The organism is Burkholderia sp. PvR073, from assembly GCF_054055695.1.
Genome location: NZ_JBSRXO010000002.1, coordinates 198,910 through 218,392 on the forward strand (window position 1 = coordinate 198,910; position 19,483 = coordinate 218,392).

The 19,483-nt window shown below is 65.0% G+C and carries 19 protein-coding genes, 1 tRNA gene and 2 pseudogenes; 16 read left to right on the forward strand and 6 right to left on the reverse strand.

Annotated features, from left to right (window positions below; translation table 11 throughout):
- Positions 1-132 precede the first annotated feature (132 nt).
- The 9 genes and pseudogenes from ACVK00_RS08005 to ACVK00_RS08045 all read left to right on the forward strand — a co-directional run.
- Positions 133-252, forward strand: a pseudogene (locus tag ACVK00_RS08005) (diguanylate cyclase); the annotation flags it as partial.
- 185 nt (positions 253-437) lie between these two features.
- Positions 438-569: a hypothetical protein gene (locus tag ACVK00_RS08010; RefSeq protein ID WP_435521284.1), complete on the forward strand. Its 132-nt coding sequence runs from the start codon at positions 438-440 to the stop codon at positions 567-569.
- A 64-nt stretch (positions 570-633) separates the two neighbouring features.
- Positions 634-765, forward strand: a complete 132-nt coding sequence (locus tag ACVK00_RS08015; protein ID WP_435521285.1) for a hypothetical protein — start codon at positions 634-636, stop codon at positions 763-765.
- 9 nt (positions 766-774) lie between these two features.
- Complete coding sequence (locus ACVK00_RS08020) at positions 775-1,338, forward strand: hypothetical protein (protein WP_284895552.1); 564 nt, start codon at positions 775-777, stop codon at positions 1,336-1,338.
- A 1,739-nt stretch (positions 1,339-3,077) separates the two neighbouring features.
- Entirely contained in the window at positions 3,078-4,196 is a 1,119-nt protein-coding gene (locus ACVK00_RS08025; RefSeq protein WP_166721800.1) for a branched-chain amino acid ABC transporter substrate-binding protein, read from the forward strand.
- 171 nt (positions 4,197-4,367) lie between these two features.
- Complete coding sequence (gene livH, locus ACVK00_RS08030) at positions 4,368-5,294, forward strand: high-affinity branched-chain amino acid ABC transporter permease LivH (RefSeq protein WP_006749488.1); 927 nt, start codon at positions 4,368-4,370, stop codon at positions 5,292-5,294.
- Between the two features lie 11 nt (positions 5,295-5,305).
- Entirely contained in the window at positions 5,306-6,577 is a 1,272-nt protein-coding gene (locus ACVK00_RS08035; protein ID WP_284895539.1) for a high-affinity branched-chain amino acid ABC transporter permease LivM, read from the forward strand.
- Positions 6,574-7,347, forward strand: coding sequence for a high-affinity branched-chain amino acid ABC transporter ATP-binding protein LivG (gene livG / locus ACVK00_RS08040; protein WP_166721798.1), 774 nt, complete (start codon positions 6,574-6,576; stop codon positions 7,345-7,347). Before ACVK00_RS08035 ends, livG begins: the two co-directional genes overlap by 4 nt.
- Positions 7,347-8,048: an ABC transporter ATP-binding protein gene (locus ACVK00_RS08045; RefSeq protein ID WP_284895538.1), complete on the forward strand. Its 702-nt coding sequence runs from the start codon at positions 7,347-7,349 to the stop codon at positions 8,046-8,048. Before livG ends, ACVK00_RS08045 begins: the two co-directional genes overlap by 1 nt.
- Before the next feature lie 150 nt (positions 8,049-8,198).
- Here ACVK00_RS08045 and ACVK00_RS08050 read toward each other — a convergent pair whose 3' ends face one another.
- The 3 genes from ACVK00_RS08050 to ACVK00_RS08060 all read right to left on the reverse strand — a co-directional run bounded on the left by ACVK00_RS08050 (position 8,199) and on the right by ACVK00_RS08060 (position 10,562).
- Positions 8,199-8,606, reverse strand: a complete 408-nt coding sequence (locus ACVK00_RS08050; RefSeq protein ID WP_138849408.1) for a DUF2000 domain-containing protein — start codon at positions 8,604-8,606, stop codon at positions 8,199-8,201.
- Between the two features lie 44 nt (positions 8,607-8,650).
- Positions 8,651-9,511 carry an AraC family transcriptional regulator gene (locus tag ACVK00_RS08055; RefSeq protein WP_284895537.1) on the reverse strand — a complete coding sequence of 287 codons (861 nt, stop codon included), beginning with the start codon at positions 9,509-9,511 and terminating at the stop codon, positions 8,651-8,653.
- Between the two features lie 73 nt (positions 9,512-9,584).
- Complete coding sequence (locus ACVK00_RS08060) at positions 9,585-10,562, reverse strand: AraC family transcriptional regulator (RefSeq protein ID WP_284895536.1); 978 nt, start codon at positions 10,560-10,562, stop codon at positions 9,585-9,587.
- Positions 10,563-10,607: 45 nt separating this feature from the next.
- Between ACVK00_RS08060 and ACVK00_RS08065 the strand changes: the two genes are divergently transcribed.
- The gene (locus ACVK00_RS08065) at positions 10,608-11,357 is read left to right on the forward strand and encodes an SDR family oxidoreductase (RefSeq protein WP_228908249.1); all 750 of its coding nucleotides are present in this window, start codon (positions 10,608-10,610) and stop codon (positions 11,355-11,357) included.
- Between the two features lie 74 nt (positions 11,358-11,431).
- Here ACVK00_RS08065 and ACVK00_RS08070 read toward each other — a convergent pair whose 3' ends face one another.
- The gene (locus tag ACVK00_RS08070; RefSeq protein WP_284895535.1) at positions 11,432-12,733 is read right to left on the reverse strand and encodes an aspartate aminotransferase family protein; all 1,302 of its coding nucleotides are present in this window, start codon (positions 12,731-12,733) and stop codon (positions 11,432-11,434) included.
- A gap of 75 nt (positions 12,734-12,808) precedes the next feature.
- Between ACVK00_RS08070 and ACVK00_RS08075 the strand changes: the two genes are divergently transcribed.
- Complete coding sequence (locus tag ACVK00_RS08075) at positions 12,809-13,693, forward strand: LysR family transcriptional regulator (RefSeq protein ID WP_284895533.1); 885 nt, start codon at positions 12,809-12,811, stop codon at positions 13,691-13,693.
- A 65-nt stretch (positions 13,694-13,758) separates the two neighbouring features.
- On the opposite strand, the pseudogene ACVK00_RS08080 reads toward ACVK00_RS08075, so the two are convergent.
- Positions 13,759-13,887, reverse strand: a pseudogene (locus ACVK00_RS08080) (VOC family protein); the annotation flags it as partial.
- A 265-nt stretch (positions 13,888-14,152) separates the two neighbouring features.
- On the opposite strand from ACVK00_RS08080, the gene ACVK00_RS08085 reads away from it, so the two are divergent.
- From ACVK00_RS08085 to ACVK00_RS08105, 5 genes are all read left to right on the forward strand, one after another.
- Positions 14,153-15,052, forward strand: coding sequence for a LysR substrate-binding domain-containing protein (locus ACVK00_RS08085; RefSeq protein WP_105831773.1), 900 nt, complete (start codon positions 14,153-14,155; stop codon positions 15,050-15,052).
- Positions 15,053-15,214: 162 nt separating this feature from the next.
- On the forward strand, positions 15,215-15,964 hold the full coding sequence (locus ACVK00_RS08090) for an SDR family NAD(P)-dependent oxidoreductase (protein WP_228908245.1): 750 nt from the start codon (positions 15,215-15,217) through the stop codon (positions 15,962-15,964).
- A 74-nt stretch (positions 15,965-16,038) separates the two neighbouring features.
- Positions 16,039-17,364, forward strand: a complete 1,326-nt coding sequence (locus ACVK00_RS08095) for an MFS transporter (protein ID WP_284895532.1) — start codon at positions 16,039-16,041, stop codon at positions 17,362-17,364.
- A 37-nt stretch (positions 17,365-17,401) separates the two neighbouring features.
- On the forward strand, positions 17,402-18,247 hold the full coding sequence (locus ACVK00_RS08100) for a transketolase (RefSeq protein WP_284895530.1): 846 nt from the start codon (positions 17,402-17,404) through the stop codon (positions 18,245-18,247).
- Positions 18,244-19,242 (forward strand): transketolase family protein, encoded by a 999-nt coding sequence (locus ACVK00_RS08105; RefSeq protein WP_228908242.1) that lies wholly within the window; start codon positions 18,244-18,246, stop codon positions 19,240-19,242. The genes ACVK00_RS08100 and ACVK00_RS08105 overlap by 4 nt, the downstream gene beginning before the upstream one ends.
- A gap of 92 nt (positions 19,243-19,334) precedes the next feature.
- Here ACVK00_RS08105 and ACVK00_RS08110 read toward each other — a convergent pair.
- A tRNA-Leu gene (locus ACVK00_RS08110) sits at positions 19,335-19,419 on the reverse strand.
- Between the last annotated feature and the right edge of the window lie 64 nt (positions 19,420-19,483).

Sequence of the window (19,483 nt, forward strand, 5' to 3'; positions counted from 1 at the left end):
GATGCCGGTTTGCACGGCGTGTTCGGTCGCTTGAGCTTGTTTTGCTGCAGGCGAACCGAGCACGTCGGCGTTGCGATCCTGTCGGCGGTTTTCACTCGGCCCACGTTTTTTGAAGCGTGGGCTTTTGTTTTTCTAGATCTCGACTGCGACCGCTTCAAGGAAATCAACGACTGCCTCGGCCACGATGTCGGCGACGCGGTGCTTGTCGGTGTCGCGGCGCGGCTGTGCACGCAGGTGCGTGAGATCGATCTGGACCGGACATCGGACGTTTCATCAATCCCGCCCCGATCTGCCTGCTGGTTGGAAGGAACCCCTATGGGTACGGTGTCAATCCATTAGTTTGGGTCGATCCGGGGGGGCTGGGCATATGGGGAATTTAGCGGGAAAGCACCGGAAGTCCACAACTTGGCCGGTGGTGGGGGGGGGATGCGCGCTCAATACGAATTTCAACAGTATCGATCGTCGAGGCCAAGATCAATGGCAAGACACCGCTATTTGCGGCGGGAAACGGGGGCCGGCTAAGTCCGGCACAACGACAAGCGCTTATGAAGATGGGAGTGCCAGAATAAAATATTTCCTATGGGAAGAAATCTATCGATGGTTTTTGATGAGATCGAAAACTATGCGGAGTAAATTGTTTTTCGCAATCTTTCCGAAGGTGCCGAGGTAAGTCGATGGGGTATCTCTTGGGGCGGATTGCAAAGGAATGCGTTGTGTCCATCGTGCCAGCCCCACGTGGATCAAGCTGGTGGGATTTTTGATTAGGAGATTAGTATGTCCGATATCGAGACACATAAAGAATATCTCGGATCAATTCTTGCCGCAGGGAAGCTCGATAACCTTGCTCGTTTTGGTGTTTGGTGCTGTATTGGGCTTGCGCACGATGATGCAATATTCGAGTTTCTTGCCACGCATGCGACGGGTACAAGTGCACAGATCAAACAGCGAGTTGGCGACTACCTGGATCAAGTGTGGAGTGGAAACCAAACACCCAATCCGCTAAGTGACCTAGAGCAAGTGGACTGGGACCCTGATGCAGTCGCAATGGACGACGATGCTGTGGCCCAGGGGACGACTGATTTGCTCGCAGGGCTATCCTTCCTGGCCCAATGGTGTACTGGGCACAATGTCGAACGGTTGGTTGCATGCGCCGAGGTTCTGATCAATCGAATTGACTACTTAGAAAGTTTCGAGTTGATTGGTGGGCATGTAACCAATCTAGTTGAAAATGAAATGAACGCTCAGAAGGACTTTGCCTGGGATCTCGTTGCAGATGTCTTGTCCGATCAGGACAAGAGAAAATATCACGAGTGGTTATTCAATCTCGGAACCCCTTGAACCACGAACTTGTGCAGGGAGGGTATAAACGGCGTCGGCGCCGCAGTTGGTGTCGATGTTGAGCAGCCGCGCTACACATCGGCTCGATTGGTTCTGAGGCGGATCAATTGAACGGCTAGCGTAGCGCAATGAACTACGTCTCGACCATGATTGCCGATGAATCGATGATAGAAAAGGCCGCGCAATAGTACCGCGCGGCCTAGTCGAATTTCAACTCGCGCAAATGCGCGCCCCGACATTGCATGCGACCGCATCACACAGAGCCGCGTAACACGCAGGGCCGCCGCTACTAGCCACCACCAAACCTTACCAAGCGATATTGCAAGACGACCGAGCCGTCCCAGCACCGCCCGTAGCCGTGCAATGCGAACCCGCGCCGTTGTCATAGAACGTCCGTGTGTCCGGCTGCGGCACCGACGGATCGTATGGATTTGGCGCACCGTGCGGACCGTGCGCGGCATCGAAAGGTCGCGTCGGCGCATACGGTTTGCCGCCGCCAGGAGCATGTGACCCACTGGCCCGCAGGTATTCATTCCAGTTCAGTTCACGCTGTTCGTGCCTAGGCAACGCGCGCCCGAAGCTATCGCTCCCACCCGCACCGAGCGCGACGCGATTCGAAGGCCACGCCGAATCGCCAGATCCGTGTTCATCCGGAGACTGCGGTGCAAGCGTATCGCCCGAAACCCGCAACGGCCGCGTATCCGGCGTATCGAACGGACTACGTTCGACTGGCGCCGCATACTTCACGCGCCGCGTCGTCCGCGCCACACGCCCATCATCCCGAACCACAACCCGACGTTCCGAACGAAACACGTTGGCGCCGCCCGACCGATCGATCAGCGAATCGCGCGCGGAAGCATCAACAGTAGAGACAGAAAGCGCACAAGCAAGCGCGGCAGCGGAAGAAAAGCGGAGAGGATGATTCATTGGCGATCCGAACAGGTGATATGCAATGAGAGAAAAACGGCAGATCACTGGCTGGCGGCTGGGCGACGGAAGGGTGTCGAAGCGGCCCTGAAGCGACTACGGGGCGCGGCGGACGCGACACGCAGGAAGGCTGGCTGGATTGCAGAGGCGAGTTCGCATTATTTCATAAAAATAACAATAAGCTTTCGCGTGAGTCGGATTCGTCAGCAAACAGAAGGATTGACCGCTCCGACCCAACGCCCCGCATCGGTGCACGCCAACCCAATCATCAGTTGATTGATTCAGACGCATCAGACCCTATAAAACCAAAAGATCGTACGCGGCGCACCCGAAACTCACCACGAAGCCCACCCAGCAAGCCTCCAACCTCACCTACCCACCCAAAATCGCAACCCAATTGCACCCACCGCAAACGTTACCACCTCCACCAAGTTGCGCCGCAATCGCCACCCGCCACCCGGCAAGTTTCTCCGTGTTTTCCCTCATAACACCGGCATTTTTGACAGACGATTTAAAAACGCCCATATAATTTCGGCTGCCTTGCCAATGGCTGTCGGACCATCCCTCCGAACGAGCAATTTGGCAAGCGGGGCAGGCGAAACGCTTGCGCAATGCAAGACGCATCACGATGTCTTTCCGAACCAGACGTCCCCTTCGGGGACTGCAAGAGCCGGGCCCCGCTACGCATCATCCATCCGCAGGTCCGTCTTCATGTGTCTCGGGCGTGTCCCATGTCCTCGCCCCGGGTGCTGTTCGATTGCGCAAGTCATGCCGCCTTTGCCCGTATGACTAACAACATCGAGGAGCTCCTGATGACGCTGTCCCGTCTTACGTCCATTTCCGTCGCCGCCGTGCTGTTCGCCGCCGGCGCCGCCGCCGCGCAAGCGGAAACCGTGAAGATCGCCATCGCTGGTCCGATGAGCGGTTCGGTCGCCCAATACGGCGACATGGTGAAGGCCGGCGCGCTGACCGCGATCGAACAGATCAACGCGGCAGGCGGTGCGGGCGGCAACAAGTTTGAAGTCGTGATGATGGACGACGCTTGCGAACCGAAGCAGGCCGTCGCCGTCGCCAACAAGATCGTCAGCCAGAAGATCAAGTACGTGATCGGCCACGTGTGCTCGGGTTCGACGATCCCCGCATCCGACATCTACGAAAACGAAGGCATCGTGATGGTCACGCCGTCGGCCACCGCGCCGCAGCTGACGGAAGGCAAGAAGCGCCACTTCATCTTCCGCACGATCGGCCGTGACGACCAGCAAGGCCCGGCCGCCGCGCACTACATCATCAACAACGTGAAGCCGAAGAAGGTCGCGATCCTGCACGACAAGCAGTCGTACGGCCAGGGCATCGCGTCGTCGGTGAAGAAGGACCTCGAAGGCGCGAAGATCCCGGTCGTCCTGTTCGAAGGCGTCAACGCCGGCGATTCGGACTACTCGGCGATCATCACGAAGCTGAAGTCGCAAGGCGTCGACTTCGTCTACTTCGGTGGCTACCACCCGGAAATGGGCCTGCTGATGCGCCAGGCGCGCGAGCAGGGCGTGAAGGCAACGTTCATGGGGCCTGAAGGCGTGGGCAACAAGGACGTGACGGCGATCGCCGGCCCGGCTTCGGAAGGCATGCTGGTCACCCTGCCGGCCGACTTCTCGGCCGACCCGTCCAACGCAGGCCTCGTGAAGGCGTTCGCTGACAAGAAGCGCGACGCGAACGGCCCGTTCCAGATGCCGTCGTACGCAGCGGTGAAGATCATCGCCGACTCGATCGCGGGAGCGAAGACGACGGATCCGACGAAGGTCGCCGCGTACATGCACAAGACGACGTTCGACACGCCGATCGGCAAGGTCGCGTATGACGCACAGGGCGACCTGAAGTCGTTCAAGTTCGTCGTCTACACGTGGCACAAGGACGCGACGAAGACCGCCGCCCGGTAATACGGAGTACCCGCCCCGCGCACCGCTCTGCCCGTCACCCGGGCAGGGCGCGTGCGCATTTGGCCGTTGCGCGGCCAAGGGGCGGCCCGAGACGACACCGTGCGTTGCGCGCGGCCGAACGCCGTGATCCGGCGACGGCATGCGACCAGCGCCAACGGGAGCTTCCCGCACATGACTGACTTCTTTCCTCAATTCGCCCAGCAACTGGTCAACGGCCTGACGCTGGGTGCGATCTATGCGCTGATCGCCATCGGCTATTCGATGGTCTACGGCATCATCGGCATGATCAACTTCGCCCACGGCGAGATCTACATGATCGGCGCGTACGTGGGCCTCGTGACCCTCACCGCGATCGGCATCTCCGCCGGCTATCCGCTGCCGCTCGTGCTCGGCGCCGCACTGATCGTGTCGGTGATCGTCACGGGCCTGTACGGCTTCGCGGTCGAGCGCGTCGCGTATCGCCCGCTGCGCGGCGGCCCGCGCCTCGTGCCGCTGATCTCCGCGATCGGCATGTCGATCTTCCTGCAGAACTACGTGCAGATCGGCCAGGGGGCGCGCGACGTGTCCGTGCCGGTGCTGATCTCCGGCGCGTTCGAGATCCATCTCGGCGGCGACTTCGACGTGACGATTCCGTATGCGCGTCTCCTGATCGTCTGCGTGACGCTCGTGCTGATGATCGCGCTCACGCTGTTCATCTCGCATTCGCGGATGGGCCGTGCGTGCCGCGCGTGTGCCGAGGACATGAAGATGGCGAACCTGCTCGGCATCGACACGAACCGCGTGATCTCGTTCACGTTCGTGCTCGGCGCGATGCTGGCGGCCGTCGGCGGCGTGCTGATCGGGCTGACGATCGGCAAGCTGAATCCGTACATCGGCTTCGTCGCGGGCATCAAGGCGTTCACCGCCGCGGTGCTCGGCGGGATCGGCAGCATCCCGGGCGCGATGCTCGGCGGCGTGCTGCTGGGCCTCGCTGAAACCTTCGCAGCAGGCTACATGCCGGCCGAGTACAAGGACGTGGTTGCGTTCGGCCTGCTCGTGCTGATCCTGCTCTTCCGCCCGACCGGCCTGCTCGGCAAGTCGGACATCGAAAAGGTCTAAGGGAGACGCAGATGAGTCAAGTCATTTCCGTTCGCCGTCCGGCCGCCGACGCGTCGGTCAGCCAGGCGCTGAAGAATGCCGTGGCCGCCGCGTTCCTGACGGCGATCCTCACGATTCCGGTGCTCGGGCTGCAGTTGAAGCTCGAAGGCTATCAGGTAGTGCTGACGCCGCACTGGCGCCCGGTGTGGATCGCGGTCGCGGCCGTGTTTCTGTTCCAGCTGTTCAAGCCGTGGCTCGTGCGTGCGAAATCGGCGGTGAAGCTGCCGGCGCTGCCCGCGATGGGCGCGCAGCAGCAGCGCGTGGTCATCTGGGTGCTGCTCGCGGTCGGCCTCGTGTGGCCGTTCTTCGGCTCGCGCGGCGCGGTGGACGTCGCAACGCTCGCGCTGATCTACGTGATCCTCGGTCTCGGGCTGAACATCGTGGTCGGTTTCGCGGGTCTGCTGGACCTCGGCTATGTCGGGTTCTACGCGGTCGGCGGCTATACGTACGCGATGCTGAACCAGTATTTCGGGCTGTCGTTCTGGGAGTGCCTGCCGATCGCGGCGATCGCGGCGGCGACGTTCGGCTTCCTGCTCGGCTTCCCGGTGCTGCGCCTGCGCGGCGACTATCTCGCGATCGTCACGCTCGGCTTCGGCGAAATCATCCGCCTGCTCGCGAACAACCTGACGAGCCTCACGGGCGGCCCGGACGGCATCTCGAGCATTCCGAAGCCGACGGTGTTCGGCTTCGAGATGGCGCGCTCGGCGAGCGTCGAAGGCGCGAAGACCTTCCATGAGCTGATCGGGCTGGAATACAGCGGCGAGCACATGGTGATCTTCCTGTACCTGATCGCGCTGGTGCTGGTCGGCTTCACGCTGTTCGTGACGAGCCGCCTGATCCGCATGCCGATGGGCCGCGCGTGGGAAGCGCTGCGCGACGACGAGATCGCGTGCCGTTCGCTGGGTCTCAACCCGACGCGCATCAAGCTGTCGGCGTTCACGCTCGGCGCGGCGTTCGCGGGCATCGGCGGCGCGTTCTTCGCGGCGCGTCAGGGCCTCGTGAATCCTGAGTCGTTCACCTTCATCGAATCGGCGCTGATCCTCGCGATCGTCGTGCTCGGCGGGATGGGCTCGCAGCTCGGCGTGATTCTCGCGGCGATCCTGCTGACCGTGCTGCCGGAAGTCGCGCGCGGCTTCGCCGAGTACCGGATGCTGATCTTCGGTCTGGTGATGGTGTTGATGATGATGTGGCGTCCGCAGGGCCTGCTGCCCGCGAGCCGTCCCCACGTGGAGCTGCCGCAATGAGCGCGAATGCAGAACTGTTGAAGGTCGCCGGGCTGCAGATGCGCTTCGGCGGGTTGCTCGCGGTGGACGGCATCGATTTTGACGTGCGCCGCAACGAGGTGTTCGCGATCATCGGGCCGAACGGCGCAGGCAAGACCACGGTGTTCAACTGCGTCGGCGGCTTCTACAAGCCGACCGGCGGCGACGTCGTGCTCGACGGCCACGCGATTGGCGGGCTGCCGAGCCACAAGATCGCGTTGAAGGGCCTGGTGCGCACGTTCCAGAACATCCGCCTGTTCAAGTCGCTGACGGTCGTCGAGAACCTGCTCGTCGCGCAGCATCGCAAGGTGAAGGCCGGGCTGCTGCCGGGCCTGTTCTCGACGCCCGCCTATCGTCGCGCCGAGAAGGAAGCGCTCGAACGCGCGGCCGTGTGGCTCGACCGGATGGGGCTGAGGTCGGTCGCCAACCGGCCGGCCGGCACGCTGTCGTACGGGCACCAGCGGCGTCTGGAGATCGCGCGCTGCATGATCACCGAGCCGCGTCTGCTGATGCTCGACGAGCCGGCGGCCGGTCTCAACCCGCAGGAAAAGATCGAGCTGCAGCACCTGATCGACAAGCTGCGCCATGAGTTCGGCGTGTCGGTGCTGCTGATCGAACACGACATGAGCCTCGTGATGGGCGTGTCGGACCGCATCCTCGTGATGGAGCACGGCCGGCCGATCGTGATCGGCACGCCGGAAGCGGTCCGCAACGACCCGCGCGTGATCAAGGCGTATCTGGGGGAAGAGTGATGCTGAAGCTGGAACAGGTCCATACGCACTACGGCGCGGTCGAGGCGCTCGCGGGCGTGTCGATCGAGGTGAAGAAGGGCGAGATCGTCACGCTGATCGGTAGCAACGGCGCCGGCAAGACGACGCTGATGATGACCGTGTGCGGCACGCCGCGCGCATCGTCGGGCCGCGTGCTGTTCGAGGGCAACGACATCACCGCGATGTCGACGCACCAGATCATGCGGCAGGGGATGGCGATCTCGCCGGAAGGGCGGCGCGTGTTCCCGAGCCTGGCGGTGCTCGAGAACCTGAAGATGGGCGGCTTCTTCGCGAGCCGTCACGAGATCGACGACGGCATCGAGCACGTGTTCAAGCTGTTTCCGCGCCTGAAGGAGCGCGCGACGCAGCGGGCCGGCACGATGTCGGGCGGCGAACAGCAGATGCTGGCGATCGGCCGCGCGCTGATGAGCAAGCCGCGTCTGCTGCTGCTCGACGAGCCGACGCTCGGCCTCGCGCCGCTCGTGATCGCGCAGATCTTCGACATCATCCGGACGATCCGCGACGAAGGCGTCACGGTGTTCCTGGTCGAGCAGAACGCGAACAAGGCGCTCGGTGTGGCCGATCGCGGCTACGTGCTCGAAACAGGGCGCGTGGTGCTGGCCGACACGGGCGCGAACCTGCTCGCGAACGACCGGATCAAGCAGGCGTACCTCGGCGGTTGATGCGCGGCAAGGCGCCGGCCTGCAACGGGCCGGCGGCGAAGCCGATGCTTTTGCGGACTGAATGGCAGACTGCAGAAAGCCGCGACCGATTTTGCTGCGATCGTCGCTCAATTCGGACTACATCTGAACACGGCCGCGTTGCACGCGCGTTCACGCGTGCAACGCCAGCCCTTTCACGGCCTTGTCCACGGCCTTCTTCGGTCCGTGCAGCGCCAGCCCGACCAGATCCAGATTCTCCGCATCCCCGGCGCGAAACACTTCGCGGTTGGCCGCGTCGTGCCCGGTCGAAAACATCGCATGCACGTACGGCACGATCGTCAGTTCGCGCGACAGCGCCTGCCGGTGGGCGGCCTGCAGCCCGTTCAAGTCGGACGCGAACACCAGCATCGGCTGGCCCAGCATGCGCCCGTAGCGGCGGCCTGCCGCATCTTCGTAAGGCTCGCCGAGCGCGTCGGGTGCTTCGGCCGCGACGCCCGTCGCGAGAAACGCGACGACATTGAGTTTCTGCCACGCCGCGAGATCGTCGCGCACGATCAGCGCCACCTTGGTATCGATCATGATTGCTCCTCGTTGAAGCACGCATGATCGGATGTCGCGCGCGCTCAGTCTGGAACGTTTGTGCACAGTTGCCGGTACGCGGCCGGCGTGATCCGGTACGCGCGGCGGAACCAGCGGCCCAGGTGGCTCTGGTCGGCGAAGCCGACGTCCGCGGCCGCCTGGGCGGGCGTGCGGCCGGCCGCCAGCAGCCGACGCGCGGCGCGCAGCCGCAAGCGCACCAGGTACGCGTGCGGCGAGGTGCCGTACGCGCGCTGGAACAGCCGCGTCAAGCGGAACCGGTCGATCCCGGCGGCGCCGGCCAGCTCGTCGAGGCCGAGATTGCCATCCATGTGCGCATGCAGCAGATCGCGCACGCGCGCGATCGCCGGCGGCACGACGCTGCTTTCCAGTGCGAGCGGGACGCCACGCAGTTCGCCGCCGAGCCGCGTCAGCAGGCGGTCGAGCGTCTGATCGCGCGCGAGCCGGCCTTCGTTGCCGTGGATCGCGACAAACGCATGCCGGATTGCCTCGACGAGGCTGCGGTCGTCGACGAGCGTATGGCCGAACGCGGCTTCGACGCTGCCGAGGCCCGGCAGGTCCAGCCGGCGCGCCGCGCGTTCGACCCAGGCTTGCGGCAGGTACAGCATCCCGTAGGTGAAGCCGCCCGCTTCGGGCGCATGGCCGTCGTGCATCGCGCCGGGCTCGATCAGGATCGCGCGGCCCGGCACGCTCGTATGCAGCGAACGGTGGCACTGGAAACGCTGCACGCCCTGTTCGGTGAAGCCGACCAGCATGTCGTCGTGATCGTGCGCATCGTACGCATGGCCGTTGAAATGCGCGTGCAGGCTTTCGATGCCGGTTTCCGCATCGCGCCGCGCGACGAGCCAGTGGTCGCGCGTGTCGAGGTTCTTTGCCGCTGTCGTCATCGCCTGCCTCGCGCGTCGTCGTTGCGTGACCGGTAGTGTACGCAGGTCGCGGAGTGGCGGTTGCGGGTGCGGGTCATGCGTCGCTCGCCGCCGCGCGTTCGTCGCGCGCATATTGCGCGGGCGGCCGGCCCACGTGCCGCGTGAACGCGACACTGAAGGTGCTCGCGGAACTGTAGCCGACGCGCCCGGCGATTTCCGCGATGCGCCCCTCGTCGCGGCGCAGCAGGTTTTTTGCGAGCGCCATGCGCCATGTGAGCAGGTATTCCATCGGCGCGACGCCGACCGCGCGGCTGAAGCGTTCGAAGAAGGTCGAACGCGACAGCGCCGCTTCCTTCGCGAGTTCGATGACCGTCCACGGGTGCGCGGGGCGTTCGTGCATCCCACGGATCGCGGCGGCGAGGCGGCTGTCGGCGAGACCGCGCACGAGGCCGGGCGATGTGCCCGTGTCTGCCGAAAACCGTAATGCCTCGATCAGCAGCACTTCCACGAGGCGCGACAGCACGAGTTCGCGCGCCGGCCGCTGCGCACGCGATTCGTCCCGCACCAGTTGCACGAGCGTGGTGAGGCGCGGTTCGCCGCGCACGTGCACGTATTGCGGCAGCAGCGACACGAGCAGCGCCGCGTCGGGCGAACTGAAGCTGCAGTGGCCGGCCATCATGCGCGCGTCGACCGGGCGGCTCGCGTCGCCGATCCGGTATTCGCCGTTGTCGAGCACGACCGGCGCGGCCGTTTCGACGCCCGGCGGCGGCAGCTCGAGACTGGAGATCGCGACGCCGTAGGCCGCCGGAATCAGCACGAAATCGCCGGGCAGCAGCGCGATCGGCGGATGCCCGTCGATCGCGACCTGGCACCCGCCTTCCAGGACCACGCAATAGAACGGCTCGCCCGCAACCGTCCGGCTGATGCGCCAGGGGCTCGCGCCGTGAACGAGTTTGGAATACCGCGTGCTCGGCTGCAGCAGCGTCACGACCTCGGCTAGCGGATCGATCATCGCCGGACTCTCGCAAAAGAAAATCGGATTTTCGATTGTAGCGAATACGGATGCGGCCATCTATCGTACGAACACATGCCCAACACGTCACAGGAGTGAGTTCGCATGAAGACCGTATTGATCACCGGCTGTTCCTCCGGCTTCGGCCTCGAGATCGCCCGCTATTTCCTGGCCCGCGACTGGCAGGTCGTCGCGACGATGCGCACGCCGCGCGAGGACGTCCTGCCGCCGTCGGAGCACCTGCGCGTGCTGGCGCTCGATGTCACGAACCCCGACAGCATCCGCGCGGCGATCGACGCCGCCGGCCCGATCGACGTGCTCGTCAACAACGCGGGTTTCGGCGCGGCCGCGCCGGCCGAACTGATGCCGCTCGACACCGTGCGCGCGCTGTTCGAGACCAACACGATCGGCACGATCGCGGTGACGGAAGCCGTGCTGCCGCAATTGCGCCGGCGCGGGGCCGGCGTCGTCGTGAACGTCACGTCGAGCGTCACGCTGAAGGTGCTGCCGCTGCTCGCCGCCTATCGCGCCAGCAAGGCGGCGGTCAATGCGTACACCGAATCGATGGCGCTCGAACTCGAACCGTTCGGCGTGCGTGCGCGTCTCGTGCTGCCGGGCCGGGCACCGGACACGCGTTTCGCCGACAACGCGCGCGTGCACGTGCACGGCTTCGAGCACGAGGCTTATGCGGAGTTTGCCGCGGCGGCTTTTACGCGCATGGTCGACGAATCCGCGCCGATTACCCATGCGCGGGACGTCGCCGAAGCCGTGTGGCGTGCGGCGACCGATCCGTCGTGCCCGATGCGCATCCCGGCCGGCGCCGATGCCGAAGCATGGGCGGCCGAAGCGCGTTGATCGACCGGACCTCCCGAGCCGTCGCGCCGGCCGTTCGACCCGGCGCGGCGGCGCGTGCGAGGTAGGGCGGGGCGTTACAGCGCGCGTGCGATCGCCTGCTCCAGCAGCGACAGGCCGAGATCGATCTCTTCGTCGCTGACGGTCAGCGGCGGCGCGATCCGGAACACGCCGCCCATGCCGGGCAACTGCACGATGTTCATGCTGAGCCCGAGGTTCATGCACTCGCGCGTGATCTTCGCGCCGAGCCCGTCCGCCGGCTCCTTGCTCCGGCGATCCTTGACGATCTCGACGCCGAGCAGCAGCCCGCGCCCGCGCACGTCGCCGATGCAGTCGAAGCGCTCCATCAGGTCGAGCAGCCCGCGCCGCAGCCGGTCGCCCATCACGTTCGCCCGCTGGACGAGGCCGTCGCGCTGCACCACGTCGAGCACGCGCAGGCCGACCGCGGCCGGCAGCGGATCCGACACGTGCGTCGTATAGAACAGGTAGCCCAGTTCGTGCGCGCGCTCCTCGATCTGCGCGGACGTGACGACGGCCGCGAGCGGCAGCCCCGCGCCGAGCGTCTTCGACAGCGTGAGGATGTCGGGCGTCACGCCGTCGCGCTGGCACGCGAACATCGTGCCCGTGCGTCCGACGCCGGTTTGCGCTTCGTCGAGGATCAGCAGCATTCCGCGCGCCTCGCACTTGCGCTTGAGCGCCGCCATGTAGCCGTCCGGCAATTCGATGATGCCGCCGGAGCTGAGGATCGGCTCCGCGATGAACGCGGCGAGGTTGCCGCTCGACTGGCGATCGATCAGGTCGAATGCGTAGTCGAGTTCGGCGAGAGGGTCGTACGCGCCGCCATGCTCGAAGCGCGGCCGGTACGCGAACGGCGCCGGAATCGCGAACGAGCCGACGGCGGCCGGGCCGACACCCCTGCGGCCGGCGCTATACGTGGCGGACGCCGCCGCGCCCGTCATCCCGTGCCACGACTGCGCGAAGCCGACGATCTCGTACTTGCCGGTGACGAGCTTCGCCATCCGGATCGCCGCTTCGTTCGATTCCGCGCCGGTGCTCAGCAGCAGCGCGCGATCGAGGCCGGGCGGCGTGATGTCGGCGAGGCGCGTCGCGAGGTCGACGACCGGGCGCGACAGCATCCCGCTGAACAGGTGATCGAGCTTGCCCGCGTATTCGCTGATGACGGAGACGATCTCCGGATGGCTGTGGCCGAGCACCGCGCTCATCTGGCCCGACGTGAAATCGAGGATCGCGCGGCCGTCGGCGTCGTAGACGAAGCTGCCTTGCGCGCGCTCGATGATCATCGGCTCGAAGGTGCCGCCGTAGCGGATCAGGTGCTGCCTGGCGTTGTGCCAGAAGGTTGCGTCGTCGTTCAGGGACATCGGGCTTCTCCGGACCAGGCAGGGATCGCTTGCAGTCTAGGCGTGGGTCTGGTTTTATGGAAACGAATAGTGCTTATGCAAGGTAGAAAGGGAGCTAATACCTTGGGACGCTCGCTCGAAATCGACCTGCTGCGCTCGTTCGTCGTCATCGCCGAGGTGCGCTCGCTGAGCCGCGCGGCGGCGCGGGTCGGCCGCACGCAGTCCGCGCTCAGCCAGCAGATGCGCCGGCTCGAGGAAAGCATCGACCAGCCGCTGTTCCAGCGCACCGGCCGCGGCGTGGTGCTGACGCACCCCGGCGAGCGGCTGCTCGTGCATGCGCAGCGCATCCTGCGGCAGCATGACGAGGCGATGGCCGACCTGTGCGGCACCGGGTTGTCGGGGAGCATCCGGTTCGGCTGTCCGGACGATTACGCGGCCGTGTTCCTGCCGCCGCTGCTGCGGCAGTTCTCGAGCCAGCATCCGCTGGCGATCGTCGAGGTCGTGTGCGGGCCGACGCCGCGGTTGCTCGAGCAGCTCGACAAGCGGGCGGTCGATCTCGCGATGATTTCATTGCCGGACGACGGATCGACCGACGACGTCATCCGTCGCGAGCAACTGGTCTGGATCGGTTATCCGGGCCTCGATGCCGCGCAGTTCGATCCGTTGCCGCTCGCGCTTTCCGATCCCGATACGCTCGATCACATCGCGGCCTGCGATGCGTTGCATCGCGCGGGCCGCGATTATCGCGTCGCGTATGCGAGCAGCAGCCTCGCGGGGCTGACCGCGCTCGTGCGTTCGGGGCAGGCGTTCGCGGTGATGACGCAGACGGCGGTGCCTGCCGATCTGGCGATCCTCGCCGGCGATCGCGGGCTGCCGCCGCTGCCGGCGGTGGGCATTACGCTGCGCTTCGACCGGAAGCGGCCGTCGCATCTGACGGCCGCGTTTGCGGAGCATATCCGGGCGGTGTTGCCGGTGCTGTGACGGTATGCATTTGCTCTGGACAATGCGGCTGCTGCCGTCAATCGTCCGGCATCAACGCCGGATTCGACTGCGCCGTGTTCGAACTCGGTGCCGATGATGCCTTGCGTCGGCAAACCCAGCCCGTCGCGATAGAACGTCACGGCGGCGTCGAGATCGTCGACGCCGAGGGTCAGCACGCTGATTCGGGGTTTCATGGGGGAGCCTCCACCGGATGAGTGGCGATGCGAATGCGAAGATGAAAGGGTATCCGCGATCGAACGCACATAAAAGCCGCCTGTCAACAAACGGGACGCGCGGTGGCCGCCACTTTTCGCCAGCGGGGAAGCAGGCGGGGGACGGCCAGTTCGCGACCGGCGTTCTAGAATTGACGCGCGACCGACCGAATCGCCTTTACCCGCCCGATGCTGCGACGCCGACACCGGCCCGTCGGGCGAACTGCTCTCTTCAACGGATTCCAACATGCGCATCCCGCCGCTCAAGGCCATCATCGCGTTCGAAAGTGTCGCCCGGACCAAAAGCGTCAATCGCGCGGCGGAAGAGCTCGGCCTGACCGCGTCCGCCGTGAGTCACCAGCTCAGCAACCTCGAATCGCAGATCGGTCAGCCGTTGTTCCAGCGCTCGGGGCGCGGCCTCGTCCTCACGCCGACCGGCGAACGCTACCTGACGGACGTCACCGGGTCGCTCGCCGACTTGAGCCGCGCAACCGAGCGTGCGTCCAGCCGCACGGAAGTGGACATCCTGCGCGTGCATTCGAGCCCGAGCTTCGGGTTGATGTGGCTGCTGCCGCGGCTGTCGTCGTTTCAGGAGGCGAACGGCGATATCCAGCTGAATCTGGCGTGCTCTTACGAAAACGTATCGTTCTCGAACGGCTTTTACGATATCGACGTCCGGCACGGCTACGGCAACTGGGACAACCTCGAGGTCCGGACGGTGCGCGGCGAGTTCATTGCGCCGCTCGCGTCGCCGCAATACCTCGAGCGGCATCCGGTGAAGGCGCCGGAAGACCTGCTCGCGCATCGGCTGATCTATTCCGAAACGCCGCTGGTGCAGTGGAAGCAGTGGTTCGGCCGGGCCGGCGTACCGCTCGCCGCTCAGAAGACCTTCGATTTTTCCTTCGACCGCTCGTACATGTCGCTCGAAACCGCGGCGCTGGGCCTCGGCATCGCGCTCGAAAGCCTGATGCTTGCGTCGGTGAAAATTCGCGAAGGGCGGCTGGTGCCGGTGTTCGACGCAACCCATGCGGTCGAAGTCGGCGCGCATCATCTCGTTTACCCGCGGCAGAACGCGGAATTGCCGCGCGTGAAGCGCTTCCTCGCGTGGATCGAGCGGGAGGTCGCGGGTCACGGGCGGGCGAGCTGAGCGAACCGCCTCCGGTCCGTACGCAATATTGCGTTGCAGCACGCCGCGACGGGCTGCGCGGCGTCATCTGAAATTTTCTCAACTATGGCTGAGCGTTTCCGCGTTGATGCGGGTGTCGGGCGAGCCGACACTCTGGACACACATCAACACAGGAGACGAACGATGTTGCTCGACAACAAGACCATCATCGTGACCGGCGCGGCGTCGCCGCGCGGCATCGGCAAGGCCACCGCCCGCGCGCTCGCCGCCCACGGCGCGCGCATTGCGATTCTCGACCTTCGTCGCGAAGACGCCGAGGCGGCTGCCGCCGAACTCGGGACGAACCATCTCGGGCTGGCTTGCGACGTGACCGATCGCGATGCGTGCGTGGCCGCGGCCCGCGCGACGCTGGAGCGCTATGGGCGCATCGACGGCCTCGTGAACAACGCCGGCATCACGCAGCCCGTGCGCACGATGGACATCTCCGGGCGCGACTTCGATGCGATCGTCGACGTGAACCTGCGCGGCACGCTGTACATGTCGCAAGCGGTGTTGCCCGCGATGAAGGAGCAGCGTGGCGGCAGCATCGTCTGCATGTCGTCGGTGTCCGCGCAGCGCGGCGGCGGCATCTTCGGCGGGCCGCACTACAGCGCCGCCAAGGCCGGCGTGCTCGGCCTCGCGAAGGCGATGGCACGTGAATTCGGCGCCGACCATATCCGCATCAATTCGATCACGCCGGGCCTGATCCAGACCGACATCACCGGGGACAAGCTGACGTCGGAAATGCGCGAGGAGATCATCAAGGGCATTCCGCTCGGCCGCCTCGGCGATGCCGCCGATGTCGCCAATGCGTGCCTGTTCCTGCTGAGCGACCTGTCGAGCTACCTGACGGGCATCACGCTCGACGTCAATGGCGGGATGCTGATTCACTGAGAACGGCGCCGCGAAGCGCGCGGCGCCGACCATCATGCACCCGGGACAACCCGGGGCCATGGCAGGAGACAAAGATGAGAGCAAAGTACCCCGCATCGCCGGTTCAGGGCGACATGCTGCAACGGGACGATGCACGGACGTTCGAAGCGGCCACTTATGCGAAGGTCGCGCGCCGGCTGATCCCGTTCATGATGTTGTGCTACCTGGGCGCGTATCTCGACCGCGTCAACGTCGGATTCGCGAAACTGCAGATGCTCAACGACCTGCGCTTCAGCGAGACGGTATACGGGATGGGCGCGGGCATCTTCTTTCTCGGCTACTTTCTGTTCGAAGTCCCGAGCAACCTGATCCTCCATCGCGTCGGTGCGCGCCGCTGGCTCGCGCGCATCATGCTGACGTGGGCCGTGATTTCGGCCAGCTTCGTGTTCGTCAAGTCGCCCGGCGCATTCTATGCGCTGCGGTTTTTGCTCGGCGTCGCCGAAGCGGGTTTTGCGCCGGGCGTGATCCTGTACCTCACGTACTGGTTTCCGTCGGCGCGTCGCGCGAAGGCGCTGTCGATGTTCTTCATGGCGATTCCGCTCGCCGGGATCATCGGCGGCCCGCTGTCGGGCGCGATCATGCACTCGCTGCACGGCGCGATGTCGATGGCGGGCTGGAAGTGGCTGTTCCTGCTCGAGGCGCTGCCTTCGTTGGTGCTCGGCTTCGCGATCCTGCTGTATCTCGACGACGGCATCGCCGGCGCGAAATGGCTGACCGACGCCGAAAAGGCCTTGCTGACGCGCAACGTATCGGCGGATGCCGAGCACACGACCGCCCACCTGTCGATTCGTGCCTTCGTCGCCGACCGCCGCCTGTGGTTGATGGCCGCGATCTATTTCTGCGTCGTGCTCGGGCAGTACGGGCTCACGTTCTGGCTGCCCACGATCATTCGCAAGGCCGGCGTAGCCGATCCGCTGTGGGTCGGCCTGTTCACCGCGGTTCCGTATGCGTGTGCGATCGTCGCGCTGCCGCTGATCGGCATGAGTGCGGATCGCCGCCGTGAGCGCCGCTTCCATCTGGCGGTGCCGATGCTGATCGCGGCGGCGGGCTTCGCGACGTTGCCGCTGCTCGGGAGCGTCGGTGCGTCGATCGTGTGCCTGAGCATTGCGTCCGCCGGCATCCTCGCGTCGTCGTCGCAGTTCTGGTCGCTGCCGACGGCGCTGCTGGGCGGAATGTCGGCAGCCGCCGGGATCGCCGCGGTCAACTGCTTCGCGAATCTGGCGGGCTTCTTTTCCCCGGCGATCGTCGGCTGGCTGAACGACCTGACCGGCAAGTCCACCGCGGGGCTGCTCTTCATCTCCGCCGCGATCACGGTCGGCGCACTGCTGGTGTTCCGGGTGCCCCGATCCGTCAACCGCTGATCGCCCGATTCCTTGTGATCCCAAACTGGAGCTATCGATGGATACCGAAACCGTCCATGAAGCGGTCACGCTCGCCGAGCGCGCATACCGCATCCGAAGAAACGCCGTGCTGATGGGCGAAGTCCAGGGCCAGGGCTATGTCGGCCAGGCGCTCGACATCGCCGACGTGCTGGCCGTCGCGTATTTCGGCGCGATGCGTTATCGCCCCGACGATCCCGAGTGGGAAGGGCGCGACCGCTTCCTGCTGTCGAACGGCCACTATGCGATCGCGCTGTACGCAGCGCTGTTCGAAGCCGGCATCCTGCCTCCCGACGAACTCGAAACCTACGGCAGCGACGACAGTCGCTTGCCGATGTCCGGAATGGCGAGCTACACGCCCGGGATGGAGATGTCCGGCGGTTCGCTCGGGCAGGGCCTGACGATTGCGGTCGGCCGTTGCCTCGGTCTCAAGCGCAATGGCTCGGATGCGTTCGTCTATACGCTGTTTTCGGATGGCGAACTCGACGAAGGCGCGATCTGGGAGGGGCTCATGTCGGCCGCGCACTGGAAGCTCGACAACCTGATCGCGATCGTCGATGTGAACAACCAGCAGGCCGATGGCCCGTCGACGCAAGTCATGGCGTTCGAACCGCTGGTCGACAAGCTCGAAGCGTTCGGCTGGTACACGCAACGCGTCGACGGCAACGACATCGACGCCGTGAAGCGCGCGTTCGACAATGCGCGCCGGCATGCCAAGCCGCAGCCGCGCATCATCGTCTGCGACACGAAGATGGGGTGCGGCGTGCCGTTCCTCGAAGCACGCGAGAAGAGCCATTTCATTCGCGTCGACGCACACGAGTGGAAGCTCGCGCTCGACGCACTCGAAGCAGGGAGACACGCATGAGTACCGTCGACAACAAGCCGCGCCTGAAGACTTCCGCGATGATCGCGTCGATCGCGGCCGAGGGGCAGGCGACGCGCTCCGCCCCGTTCGGCCATGCGCTGGCGAGTCTTGCACGCGCGAACGGCAACGTGATCGGCATGACGGCCGATCTTGGCAAGTACACCGACCTGCACATTTTCGCGAAGGAATTTCCGGAGCGTTACTACCAGATGGGCATGGCGGAGCAATTGCTGATGGGCGCCGCCGCCGGCTTCGCGCACGAAGGGGCGCAGCCGTTCGTCACGACCTATGCGGTGTTCGCGACGCGCCGGGCATACGACTTCATTCACCAGGCGATTGCCGAGGACAATCTCGATGTGAAGCTGGTGTGTGCGTTGCCGGGACTCACGACCGGCTACGGGCCGAGCCATCAGGCGGCAGAGGACCTTGCGCTGATGCGTGCGATGCCGAACATGACGGTGATCGATCCGTGCGACGCGCTGGACATCGAGCAAATGGTGCCGGCGATTGCCGCGCACAAGGGGCCGGTATATGCGCGCCTGCTGCGTGGAAACGTGCCGGTCGTGCTCGACGAATACGATTACCGTTTCGAACTCGGCAAGGCCAAGCTGCTGCGCGACGGCAACGACGTGCTGCTGATCTCGTCCGGGATCATGACGATGCGCGCGCTCGAGGTTGCGAAGGCGCTTGAAGCGGATCGCGTCGATGTGGCCGTGCTGCACGTGCCGACGATCAAGCCGCTCGATACGGCGACCCTCGTTCGCGAGGCTTCGCGCAAGGGGCGCATGGTGATCGTCGCGGAGAACCATACGGTGATCGGCGGACTCGGCGAAGCGGTGGCGACTGCATTGCTTGGAGCCGGCGTTGCCGCACCGTTCCGCCAGATCGCGCTGCCGGATGCGTATCTCGCCGCGGGCGCGTTGCCGACGCTGCACGAGCGCTACGGGATCTCGGTCGGCGCGATGCGCGCGAATATCAGGTCGTGGGTCGGATAAGGGCCGGTGCAACGTCCTGGAAACAAAAAAACCGCGAAGCGTTGCGCTGTCGCGGTTTTTTGCACATGCCCGAAACACGGAGAACCCGTGTCTGGTGCCGACGGCGAGACTCGAACTCGCACAGCTTTCGCCACTACCCCCTCAAGATAGCGTGTCTACCAATTTCACCACGTCGGCACTGCAGGGGCGCAATTCTAGCGTCACATTGCGCATTTGTGAAGGGGGTATGACACGATCGCGA